The organism is Mesorhizobium sp. M4B.F.Ca.ET.017.02.2.1 (assembly GCF_003998955.1).
Taxonomy (GTDB): domain Bacteria; phylum Pseudomonadota; class Alphaproteobacteria; order Rhizobiales; family Rhizobiaceae; genus Mesorhizobium; species Mesorhizobium abyssinicae.
Window position 1 is genome coordinate 1 of record NZ_RZOF01000196.1, and the last position, 11,797, is coordinate 11,797.

Here is an 11,797-nt window from a genome sequence, read left to right on the forward strand (position 1 = left end):
GCACCTGACCAGGCGCACCGCACGTCGTCGCCTGGCGCTTGCCGAGCTTTCCGAGGAGGAGGAGCGCGGTCCATCGCGCTTGCCTACAGAACGATAGCCCCAATCCGTGATCGTGAATATGGATCTGATGCCTCAAGCCTTCGCGTCGGCAAAAAGGAAAACGCGGTCAAAACCGGCGAAGCGCGCGGCCGCACGGTCGAGCGTCGGCGAGCTGCTGACGTTGGAATCCGTTGCGCCGGTTGACGTCGGTGCATTGAACGCCTTCTACCGCCGCCGCGCTCCTGCCGAGATCACGGTTGCGGGGAAGGCCATGGCGATCGCGGCGGTCTGGCCGGCACCGAACCTTGCCAACGAGCAGCTTCGTACCATTGCGCTCACCGTCGGGGACGCGATCGTCAAATTGCGCCTGCCGCTTTCTGTTGTCGAACGGGGCTTGGCCAGGGCGGACGAACTCCTCGACGTGCAACGATTGGCGCCTGCTCACGCCGCTCTGCTGCTGGAGGCCACGTTCGAGGACGATCTCGCTTGGATCGAGGACAGGCTGGGCGAGAGGATCGCGATCACCTCGATCGCACCGGAAGACGCCGTTTCGGGCGAGATCCCATTCGCCTTTGTCCTGACCGGCAAGGATGAAGCGATCGACTGCGTCTTGCATGCTGACGACGGCGGTCTGGCGGCGCGGATCGGCCGCCTTCTCGACGAGCTCGGCAAGGCGAGGCCGCCGATCCCGGCCGGATTTCCGCTGCCGGTCCACCTTCGGCGTGGCCCGCTTGCGATCACCCTTGGCGAGCTGCGGAGCCTGCAGCCTGACGATGTGGTGCTTTTCAGGGATGCAGAGGAGGAACGCATGGCGGCGCTGGTGATTGCCGAGCGTCTCTATGCGCCGGTGGCCCTGACTGCCGATGGGCCGCAATTGCTTGCCGCGCCGACCGCAATCGCTGGATCGAATTGGGAGTGGACCATGAACGAGAACACGCCGCCGCCAGCCGACCGGACCTTGGAAGAGTCGACTTTGGACGAGCTGCCGGTCGCGCTTGCCTTCGAGATCGGCCGCACGGCCATGCCGGTCGGCGAGATAAGGCAGCTTGCGCCCGGCTCTGTCGTTGCCCTCGCCGATGTCACGGAGGCGAGTGTCGACATCATCGCCAACGGCAAGCGTGTCGGTCGTGGCGAGATCGTGCGGATCGGCGCAAGCCTGGGCGTGCGGATCGTGCGCATGTTCGACAATGCTTGAGAATTCGCCCAACCTGCTCGGCATTCTGATCGCCGTCGGCTTCGTCGGGTTGCTGCCGCTGGCGGTCGTCACGATGACGGGCTTCCTGAAAATCTCGGTCGTGCTGTTTCTCATCCGCAATGCGCTCGGCGTCCAGCAGATGCCGCCCAATCTGGTGCTCTACGGCATAGCGCTGGTGCTCACCGTCTACGTCACGACGCCGTTGCTGAGCGAGATGTCGGGGCGGCTTCAGGAGGGGCAGGTCCAGTTCCAGACGACCGATGACCTGGCCAGGGCGGCGCAGCTGGTCAGGGAACCGTTGCAACGACACCTGATGAAATTCACCCAGCCACAGGAGCGGAAGTTCTTCCTCGACGGAACGAGCCGCCTGTGGCCGGAAGAGGCGCGCCAGAACCTGAAGGACGACGATCTCTCGATCCTTGTTCCCGCCTTTGTCGCCTCCGAGCTTACCCGCGCGTTCGAGATCGGCTTCCTGCTTTATCTCCCCTTCCTCATCATCGACATCGTCGTCGCCAACGTCCTGATGACGCTCGGTATGATCATGGTCTCGCCGGTCCTCATTTCGATACCGCTGAAACTGTTCCTTTTCGTCGCCATCGATGGCTGGTCGCGGCTGATGCATGGCCTCATCCTGAGCTATGGCTGACGCCGCCGGGGATTTTGCATGAGCAATGACTTCATCCTGGCGAAGGTCCAAGGCGCGCTTTGGACGGTGCTGTTCGCGTCCAGCCCGGCGATCATCGCGGCGCTGGCGGTCGGCATCCTTGTCGGACTTGCCCAGGCGCTGACGCAGATTCAGGACCAGTCCTTGCCGCAGACGATCAAGCTCGTCGTGATCCTTTTGGTCATCATCGTCGTCGGCCCGCTGCTTGGACAGCAGATCGCGGAGCAGGCCTCGACGGCGCTGGACGAGTTCCCCGTCGTCACGCGTTGAGGCACGCGGATGCCGGTCGAACCACTCTTCGCGTCGATAAAGGAGCTTCAGTTCTATCTCCTGGCCGGCGCTTTCGCGCTCGCGCGCATGACCGGTTTCATGCTCTTGATGCCGCTCTTTTCGCGGGTGCCGCTATCCGGGCTGCTGCGCAACGGCGTGGCTCTGGCGCTGGCGGTTCCGGTCTTTCCGATGATCGTAAACAAGCTGACGAGCACCGACATCACCACGACGATGATTGTGCTCTACATGCTCAAGGAGGTCGTGGTCGGGGTAACGCTCGGGCTGGCGATGGGCATACCGTTCTGGGCGGCGGAGGCTGCCGGCGACATCCTCGACCTGCAGCGCGGCTCGACGATGGGAACGCTGATCGACCCGATGATGACCCACGAGACGAGTGCCACCGGCACCTTGCTCGCGGTCATCATGGTCACGGTCTATCTGGCCGCCGGCGGCTTCGAACTTTCCCTGACCAGCCTCTATGACAGTTATGGCCTTTGGCCGATCGACCAGCTCATGCCCGTGTTCAGCAAGGATGCCGCCGTCATCTTCCTCGGTTTGCTGAACCGCATCCTGATGATGGCCCTGACACTCGTCTTCCCGCTCATCATCTGCATGCTTTTGTCCGACATCGTGCTTGCCTTCCTCGCGCGCGCCGCGCCGCACCTGAACGTCTTTGCGCTTTCGCTGGTCGTCAAGACGCTGGTCTTCAGCCTCGTGTTTGTCCTCTATGCGGCTTTCCTGCTGTTCTACATGAACCGGGACCTTGCCTTCCTGCACGAAGCTGGCCGGCAGATAGAGGCGATCGGCTGCCGCGGCTGCCCGTGAACGAAAAGGTTTATTCGCAAACGCTAATAATAATAGCAGCCACCATTGGCCGACCAATAAATACAATTTATCGTTGGGGAAAGATTCTGACAATTTGACAAGCGGCCAACCCGCCGATGATCTTACGCGCTCTCGACGTGTCTCTGAAACGTGCATCTCACTTCGGAAGCCATGGCTCGCCTGACCACTTCATTGTTCTATGACAATTTGCGACTGGTCGATGCGGACAGGCTCCGCAGACTGGTCAGGATGGGTGCCTATGAAGGGCACACGGGCGGGCTTGCGCGCGGCAAGCTCCAGGCCAATGTGGTGATCGTGCCTCGCAGCTTTGCCGGCGATTTCCACCAGTTCTGCGTCCGAAACCCAAAACCCTGCCCATTGGTGGGCGTCAGCCGTGTCGGCAGCCCATTGCTCCCGGCACTGGGTGATATCGACATCCGCACCGACGCGCCCCAGTACAACATCTATTGCTTCGGGGAAGTGATCCATCAGACCACGGACATCATCGACCTGTGGCGCGATGACTTCGCCGTTTTCGCGCTGGGCAGTTCGCTGACGGTCGAAGCCGCCCTTGTCGCCAAGGGCATCAAGCTCCGCAGCATCGGCTCCGGCAACGCCTTGCCCAAATTCCGAACCAGGATCGAGACCCGCGGCGTCGGACCGTTTGGTGGCGAGATGGTCGTCTCCATGCGGCCGATAAGACAGTGCGACGTCGACAAGGTTCGCGCCCTTACCGCACGTTTTCCGCACGCCCATGGCTCTCCCATCCATGTCGGAGAGCCCGCCATCATCGGGATAGAGGACTTGATGGCTCCCGACTGGGGCGATGCGGTCGAAATCATGGACGGGGAGGTTCCTGTATTTTGGGGCAGCAGCCTGACCGCCCAGGATGCTCTTGCTCGTGCCGAATTGGCGATCTCGATCACGGTATCGCCGGGACACATGCTGATCACCGATGTGGATGCACGAGCGGGTGCGGGTGCATTCAAGGTCTATTAGCCTGGCCGCGCAGGAAAACGATTGCTTCCTGACGATCGGCCACTGCTCGCCATGATTGCGGCTCGAATTGGTAATGGCAATTCGAGCTGCGGACACCGCGCCGCCGCCAGCATAGATGAAAGGCCCCCTGCCTTCGGCTTATGGCGCGGAGATGATCTCGACCGGTTTCAGGCCGCATATCTCGCGATCACGCCGGGCTGACTCGACCACTGGGCATACCAGGTGTCGAACAGCTTGAGCTGCGCTTCGACATAGCCGCGCTGGCTGTCGGTCAGGGCATCCGTCTCGTTGAAGTGCAGCCGGTACTCGGGATCCCCTTTCAGCACCATCATGTGCTTGAAATAAAGCACCAGGTCCGGACCCTCGTCGAAGGAGGAGAGAACGGCGAGCGCGGCTTCGAGCTCCTGCGCGCGCTGGCGGGCCTCGACGTCGCCCCTGGCGGCCGCCTGGCTCAGCCCAACGAGATGCAGGACCTCCTTCGGCAGGACGTTGCCGATGCCGGTGATGGCGCCGGATGCGCCGCAATTGACGAAGCCGTGGAAGACGGCGGTGTCGACGCCGATCATCAGCGCGACTTCATCGTCGCGGCTGGTGATGTTTTCGGCCGCATAGCGCAGATCCGCCGGGCCGCCGAACTCCTTGAAGCCGACGAGGTTCGGATGCTCGGCGCGCAGCGCGAAGAACAGGTCGGCGCGCGTGGCAAAGCCGTAGTAGGGGCTGTTGTAGATGACCGCGGGCAGATCCGGCGCCGCGGCGAGGATCGCCTTGAAGTGGTGGCGCTGCGCCGTCACCGACGGTCCGCGCGACAAGACGCGCGGGATCACCATCAAGCCCCTCGCTCCGACCTTCTGGGCGTGGGCGGCGTGGGCCACGGCCTTGGCGGTGTTGACCGCGCCGGTTCCAACGATCACCGGCACGCCGGCCTTCACCAGGCGCTCGACGCCTTCCATGCGCTGCTCGTCGGTCAGGAGCGGCCAATCGCCCATCGAGCCGCAATAGACCACGGCAGACATTCCGGCCGCGATCAAGTCCCGCCCCTTGCGCACCAGCGCCTCGAAGTCGGGCTGGCGGTCCTCCGTGCAGGGTGTCATCAAGGCCGGCATGCAGCCGGAAAAGATATTGGCGCCCATTGGGATTCTCCTTGAGGCTGGCTGGCAGATTGACCAGTTTGTCCCGGAGCGGCACTGCTTGCCAAGCAAATAGTGGCGGAGGCCAGGGAGAAACAATGCGCACCAAAACAAGCATTCGTGTCGTCGGCTGCCATGCCGAAGGTGAAGTCGGCGACGTCATCGTCGGCGGCGTGCTGCCGCCGGCGGGCCGCACGATGATGGAAAAGATGGTCACGATGGAACGCGATCACGACCACATCCGCCGGATGCTGATCTGCGAGCCGCGCGGCAGCGTCGCGCGCCACGTCAACCTCCTGGTTCCATCGACGCGCGATGATTGCGCCGCCGGCGCCATCATAATGGAGCCGACGGAATACCCGCCGATGTCTGGCTCCAACACGATCTGCGTCGCCACGGTGCTGCTCGAGACCGGCATGGTGCCGATGCAGGAGCCGGAGACGCGCTTCAAGCTCGACATGCCGGGTGGCGTCATCGAGGTGCGCGCCGAATGCCGCGACGGCAAATGCGTCTCGATCACCTTGCGCAACGCGCCCGCCTTCGCCGAACGTCTCGATGCCAGCATCGAGGTCGAGGGGCTCGGCACGCTCACCGTCGACATCGCCTATGGCGGCATGTTCTACGCCATCGTCGATGCCAAGGCGCTCGGCTTTTCGGTCGCTCCCGACGAGGCCCGCGAACTGGCGGTGGCCGGCGAGAAGATCAGGCACGCCGCGCGCGAGCAGCTCGATGTCGTGCATCCGGAGTTCGAGCATGTACGCGGTGTCTCGATCGTGCAGTTCGCCATGCCGTTCCAGGGTCCGGGCAACGTCACTCGCAACACCTGCATCGTCTCGCCGGGACGCTCCGACCGCAGCCCAACAGGGACGGGCACGTCGGCCCGCATGGCGGTCCTGCAAGCGAGGGGCCTGATGCAGGTAGGCGAGGTTCTGATCCATGAATCGATCATCGGCTCCCGCTTCACCGGCAGGATCGTGGAGCTAACGGAAATCGGCGGTCGCAAGGCGATCGTTCCGGAGATCACCGGCCGGGCCTGGATCACCGGCGAGCATGCCTATTATCTCGATCCGACGGATCCATACCCCCAGGGCTATGTGCTGCCCGACACCTGGGGCACCTCCACCTCCGTGAAGCAGTAGAGCCCAACGTCAGGGCGAAGCTCGGGACGGAAAAGCGTTACACATTTTCCTGGAATTGCCCTAAGCGCCCGCCTGCTCAAGGATTGGCGACCTGGCATTGCTTGGCTCGAGCCTGATGTAGCAGGGGTTTGCTTCCTCCTTCAGCTTCTGCAACTGCACACGAGCCTTGGCGCGAAGCACGGGGTCGACGGGTTTGTCGGCCTTGTCCTGCACCGCGCTCAGGACCTTCGCGGCCTCGTCCATCTGCCGCAACTGCGCCAGGCTGCGGCCTAGGCCGTATTGCGCCCCGGGAAGGTCCGGATTGAGCTCCAGCACCTTGCGGAAGGCGTCCGCGGCCTCCGCGTGGCGACTTAGCGCCTGGTACTCGATGGCGAGCCTCGACCACGCCTTGAGCGACTGAGGGGCGATATCGACCAGCGTGGCGAAGGTATCGGCAGCCGACCAGTGGTCGCCCTTGGCCGCCAGCAATTGTCCCAAACCGTACAGGGTGCGGGAATGGCGGGGATTGACCTCGAGAATCTGGCGATAGCCGTTCTCGGCATTGGTCAGATTGCCCGCCTCATGGAACTTGGTCGCCTGCTCGAGCACGCTGCCGACGGATCTCGGGTCAAGCCGGTCACCGAGATTGCGACCAGTCCTGGTCTTGACCAGGACACAGTGGATGGCGGTTTCCTCGACGCCGTAGGAGTATTTGTAGGCCTCGTTGCCGCGCAGGAAGTCGTAACTGCGGAAGCCCTGCTCGATGGCACGGCGGATGCAATAGCCATGCAGCACAAGCCCCGACGGAATGTCGTTGGCGGTCTCGTCGCGCCCGGCGAGATGGAAGAGCATCGCCTTTTTGACCGGGTCGACCAGGAACGCCAGGCCGCCGAGCGGCTTGTCTGCCTGCCACAGGATCGGCAGGAACAGCGTGCCGCTCGCGAAGGCGTCCTTGAACAATATCCGATTGGACCGCATCAGGCCTGGGATCAGGTTGCCTTTGCGCGGCGCCCATTTGATGCGCCACATTTCGAGGATGATGCCGATGTCGCGGTCGATCGTCGAGGCGTCGGCATGGGTGATGCGAAACTCGTCGGAGCTGTCCAGCTTGCGCAGGAAGCGTCTGATCTTCTGTCTGGTGTTCGAACTCGTGTTCTGCTCGAGATAGCTGTCCCAATTTCCCGGCAGGGCAACGGCCGGGCAGATGCAATTGTCGACATTGTCGGTCTTGTTGACGCGCTGCATCCTTTGGGCGGTGAGCCGCTTGTCGACGAGATTGTCGAGCAGCAGGCGCCGCCTCTTGTCGGACATGCGCAGATTTTCGAGATGCAGCTTGGCCCAGTTCATCTTCAGCAGATGGCCGGCAAGCGCCGGGATGGCGCGTTCGGCAAAGCCCGGCGCGCAAACGATGCCGGCATAGTCGGCCGCGTAGTTGCCGGCCATATTGATTTCGTTGTGGCAGAAGCCGGTCTTCTTGTTCAGCCTGGTGCGCAGCCGCAATGGCAGCAGCGCGACATACGGAGTCCCTTTCGGTCCCGGCCGGGCCGCCAGCACCGACCAGCCGCCCTCATAGCGGCGGACATAGGACGACAGGAATGTCCAGGAGAGGAAGAACTGGGCTTCGGAATCCTTTTCGTAAAGGTCGTCCCAGTTCTGCCTGAGCCCGTTCAGGGCCTCCCTTGTCGCAATGACATCGATCTGCATGGTGCCCCCCGAATAATTCCTCTTTCCTTGTTGCTCACTGTTCCATGAAGGCTCTCGCCATGCTGTCGGCGATCGGCTTCGTCAGATAGCTGAAGAACGTCCTCGACTGGGTTTGCACGAGGATCTCGGCCGGCATTCCGGGCGTCGGCTGGAAGCCATGCACCCTCGCCAGTTCGCTTGCCGGCAAGCGCACGCGCGCCAGATAGACTTCCTTGGGCGTGGGGCCGCTCATCTCCGGCAATGCGTCGGCCGAGACATAGTACACCTCACCCTCCAGCACCGGCGTGGTGCGCCGGTTGAGCGCGATCAGCCGTATCGAAGCCTTCTGCCCGACCTTGACGTTGTCGATGTCGGTGCGCGGCACCTGCGCCTCGATGACCAGGGGCACATCGGAGGGGAGGATCTCGAGGATGGCCTTGCCGCTCTCGATGACGCCGCCGGCAGTGTGGTAGTACATGCGAATGATCGTGCCGGGCACGGGGGCGTTGATGGTGACGCGGCGAAGCACATTCTCGGCCTCCCGCGACTGCTCGCGCACCGCGTCCAGTTCGGCCTCCAGGCTCTGCAACTCCTGAAGCGCGGCCTGGCGATAGGCATCCTTCGTCTGGCTTATCTGCTGCTCGAACCTGACGATCTGTTCACGGTTCTCGGAGACTTCCGCCACCATCTTGCCGATCTGTCCGTCGGCGTCGGCCATCGCGCGCTGGATCGCCTTGACCTCGGTTCCGCGGATCAGGCCCTGGTCGAGTAGCTTTTGCTTGCCGAGGTATTCCTCCTTGAGGAATTGCAATTGCCGCCGGACCGACGAGATCTGCTCGTCGATGCCTTCGTTGCGGAATTCCATCGCCTTCTTGTTCTGGTCGAACAGCGCTATCTCGCTGTCGCGCTTGCGTTCCGCGGCCTCGAAATTGAGCTGCTGGCTCTCCATGATCGGCGTGATTTCCGGGTCGTAGCGGTTGTCGAGGACGATCGCCGGGAACTGGATGCTGGGGCTGCCCTGCACCTCGGCGTTCAACCGCGCCGAAATTGCCTCGAGCCGGGCCTTGCGCAGGAACAATTGCCGCTCGTTGGTCTGTGCGGCGGTTTCATCGAGCTTGATCAGCGGCTGATCGAGGCTGACATGGTCGCCCTCGCTGACCAGGATTTCCTTGATGATGCCGCCCTCGAGATGCTGGACGATCTTGTTTTGCCCGGTGGCGACGAAACTGCCCTGGGCGATGACGGCGGACGCCAGCGGCGCCGTGGACGCCCAGGTGCCGAAGCCGCCGAAGGCAACGGTGATCAGCAGCAAGCCGACCGCCGTCTGCTTCCAGATCGAGCGCGGCACCTCGGAGTACCATTCTATGTCGTGAACTTTCGCGATGTCGGTCGTCATGTGATTGCCCGCCTACTGGATCTGGCCAAACGCCCCGCCTTCGATGCTGAGCCCGCGCGACGCCAATGCCTGCAGGACATCCTGGCGCATGCCGAACAGGGCGACGGTGCCGTTGACGAGCAGGAGTATCTTGTCGACGCTCTTCAGCAGGGATGGCCGCTGGGTGATGGTGATAACCGTGATCTTGTGCTCCTTGGCGTGCTGGAGAGCTCGTTCCAGCGCCGCGTCACCCGCCGAGTCCAGGTTCGAGTTCGGCTCGTCGAGCACGACCAGGCGGGGATTGCCGAAGAAGGCTCTGGCAAGGGCGACGCGCTGCTTCTGGCCGCCGGAAAGCGGTGCGCCGTCGGCGGCGACGAAGGTCTCGTAGCCGTGCGGCAAGGTGGAGATCATCTCATGGACGTCGGCAAGCGCGGCGGCCTGATAGATCTCGGCGTCCGTTGCGTCGTCGCGCATGCGGGCAATGTTGGCCTTGATCGAAGCGGGAAACAGCTGAACATCCTGCGGCAGATAGCCGATGTTCTCGCCGAACTGGCGCGGATCCCAGTTGCGCAGATCCATGAGGTCCAGCCGGACGTTGCCCGATGTCGGCAGGATGGAGCCGACGAGCATCTTGCCCAGGGTCGTTTTGCCGGCGCCCGAATTGCCGATGATGGCAAGCGAGTCGCCCGGCGACAGCGCGAAGGAAATGCCGTTCAGCACCACCCGCTTGGTTCCCTGAGGCACGAAGAGAAGGCGTTCGACGTCGAGACGGCCTTCGGGACGTGGCAGGTTCAGCCGTTCGAAATTGAGCGGCGACGACTGCAGAAGCGATGCGATCCGGCCGTAGGCGGCGCGCGCATGCACGACCTGATTCCAGCCCTCGATGGCGCCTTCGATCGGGCCCAGGGCACGACCGGCGATGATCGAGGCGGCGATGACCATGCCGCCGGTGAGATGACCTTCGATCGACAGATGAGCGCCCCAGCCGAGCATCGTCACCTGGGTCAGGAGGCGCACCGCCTTCGACAGCGAGGCAAAGACGATGTTGCGGTCCTGCGCGATCACCTGGGCGCGAAGGGAGTTGGCCGTGTCCTTGCCCCAGATCTTCACCGCCTCCGGAATCATCGCCATCGCATTGATGATCTGGGAGTTGCGCGACATGGAATCGAGATGGATGTTGGCCTTGCTCTGATGCGCGTTGGCTTCGCCGAAAGCGGCGGCCGTCGCGCGCTGGTTGAGCATCGTGATCATGAGCAGCATCAGTGCCGAGGCCGCGACGATGAACCCCTGATGCGGATGGATCAGGAACACCGCCAGCATCATGAAGGGAGCCATGGGCGCATCGAGGAACGACAGCAGGGTGCCGGATGTCAGGAAGGTTCTCAGCTGCTGCAGGTCGCCCAGGACCTGATATTCCTTGCCGTTGCTGTTGAGGGAGGCCCTGGCCGCGGCGCTGAGGATCGGCGCGCCCAGTTGGGCCGCGACTTCGACCGCCGTGCGCATCAGGATGAAGCGGCGAAGCGCGTCGAACATCGCCTGCAGCACGACGGCACCGACAATCACCACCGTCAGCATGACCAGCGTGTCGGCCGAGCGGCTGGTCAGGACGCGATCCGAAATCTGGAACAGGTAGATCGGGATCGCCAGGACCAGCATGTTGCAGGCAACGGTGAACATCATCACGATCGCCAGGTTCTTCCTGACCGCACTCAAACCGGCCTTGAGGGAGGCGCCGAAATCAACCGGTCCGAGGCGCTTGTGGAAGGCGCCGCTGCCGCCGCCACCGCCGCCCCGCCGGCCATTGTCGTCGCCGCGCGGGGGATCGCCGCCATCGGAGGTGCGCTCCCTTGCCACGATCGGACCAGTGTCGCCGTCTATGGTGATCATGCCTGGCGACTTGGGCACATCCTTCATTTCGGATTTCGATGGTTTTTCGGGCGTTTCCGGCACCGCCTTGGCTTGGGGGGCGGCCGTGCCTTGCGGCGCTGGTTGCGGCCTTGCAGCCGCCGGCGGCACTGTGGCTCCTTGCTTCTCGATCGGGGACGCGGCCTTGGGCTCGGGTCCACGCTGGGGCGGGGGCTCCGGCCTTGCCGCCGCTGGTGCGGCCGTTGCGCCGTTCCTCTCGCTCGGCGATGCCGGCCTCGGCTCCTGCACCGGCTGTGCGGATCCGGGTCTTTGCGGCGCCGGCGTCGGCTCGGGAGCGCTCGCCGGCGTGGAAGCAATGGCTGGAGCGCCGGCGGCGGCGTTCTGGCTCGAATGCCGCTCCTCAACCGGTCTGGCCGGTTGAGCGGAGGGTGCGGGGTTCGACCTGTCGGCCGCCGGCGCCGCCTTTGCGGCCGGCGCGGTTGGCGGCACTCCGTCTGAACGCGCTGCCGGCTGCTGAACTGGATTTGGCCCTTGCTCAGGCCGCTTCTCCTGCATGGACAGGGCGGATTTGACGGGGTCAGCCACCGGAGCCTTCGGTGCAGTAGCCTGCGGGCTCAAGGCCGGGGGCGCCATTCC

The 11,797-nt window shown here is 63.6% G+C and carries 9 protein-coding genes and 1 pseudogene; 6 read left to right on the forward strand and 4 right to left on the reverse strand.

Going from position 1 to position 11,797, the window contains the following annotated elements:
* The first annotated feature begins 253 nt into the window (after positions 1–253).
* The 5 genes and pseudogenes from sctQ (at position 254) to EN738_RS21490 (ending at position 3,992) form a co-directional block, all read left to right on the forward strand.
* The gene (gene sctQ / locus EN738_RS21470) at positions 254–1,234 is read left to right on the forward strand and encodes a type III secretion system cytoplasmic ring protein SctQ (RefSeq protein WP_189605912.1); all 981 of its coding nucleotides are present in this window, start codon (positions 254–256) and stop codon (positions 1,232–1,234) included.
* Positions 1,227–1,877: pseudogene (sctR, locus tag EN738_RS21475) on the forward strand (type III secretion system export apparatus subunit SctR); the annotation flags it as partial. The gene sctQ and the pseudogene sctR, both read left to right, overlap by 8 nt.
* 21 nt (positions 1,878–1,898) lie before the next feature.
* Positions 1,899–2,168, forward strand: a complete 270-nt coding sequence (locus EN738_RS21480) for a flagellar biosynthetic protein FliQ (RefSeq protein ID WP_127285468.1) — start codon at positions 1,899–1,901, stop codon at positions 2,166–2,168.
* Between the two features lie 9 nt (positions 2,169–2,177).
* Entirely contained in the window at positions 2,178–2,993 is an 816-nt protein-coding gene (gene sctT / locus EN738_RS21485) for a type III secretion system export apparatus subunit SctT (RefSeq protein WP_127285469.1), read from the forward strand.
* Between the two features lie 171 nt (positions 2,994–3,164).
* On the forward strand, positions 3,165–3,992 hold the full coding sequence (locus EN738_RS21490) for a DUF1445 domain-containing protein (RefSeq protein WP_127285470.1): 828 nt from the start codon (positions 3,165–3,167) through the stop codon (positions 3,990–3,992).
* 167 nt (positions 3,993–4,159) lie between these two features.
* Here the strand turns inward: EN738_RS21490 and EN738_RS21495 are convergent, their stop codons facing one another.
* Entirely contained in the window at positions 4,160–5,122 is a 963-nt protein-coding gene (locus EN738_RS21495; RefSeq protein WP_127285471.1) for a dihydrodipicolinate synthase family protein, read from the reverse strand.
* Positions 5,123–5,217: 95 nt separating this feature from the next.
* Here EN738_RS21495 and EN738_RS21500 point away from each other — a divergent pair, with 95 nt between their 5' ends.
* The gene (locus tag EN738_RS21500; RefSeq protein ID WP_127285472.1) at positions 5,218–6,258 is read left to right on the forward strand and encodes a proline racemase family protein; all 1,041 of its coding nucleotides are present in this window, start codon (positions 5,218–5,220) and stop codon (positions 6,256–6,258) included.
* Between the two features lie 60 nt (positions 6,259–6,318).
* Here the strand turns inward: EN738_RS21500 and EN738_RS21505 are convergent, their stop codons facing one another.
* From EN738_RS21505 to EN738_RS21515, 3 genes are read right to left on the reverse strand one after another with little or no spacing between them, the layout of a single operon-like run.
* Positions 6,319–7,941, reverse strand: a complete 1,623-nt coding sequence (locus EN738_RS21505) for a GNAT family N-acetyltransferase (protein ID WP_127285473.1) — start codon at positions 7,939–7,941, stop codon at positions 6,319–6,321.
* A gap of 34 nt (positions 7,942–7,975) precedes the next feature.
* Positions 7,976–9,316, reverse strand: coding sequence for an HlyD family type I secretion periplasmic adaptor subunit (locus tag EN738_RS21510; protein WP_127285474.1), 1,341 nt, complete (start codon positions 9,314–9,316; stop codon positions 7,976–7,978).
* A 12-nt stretch (positions 9,317–9,328) separates the two neighbouring features.
* Entirely contained in the window at positions 9,329–11,794 is a 2,466-nt protein-coding gene (locus EN738_RS21515) for a type I secretion system permease/ATPase (protein ID WP_348629101.1), read from the reverse strand.
* Positions 11,795–11,797 lie beyond the last annotated feature (3 nt).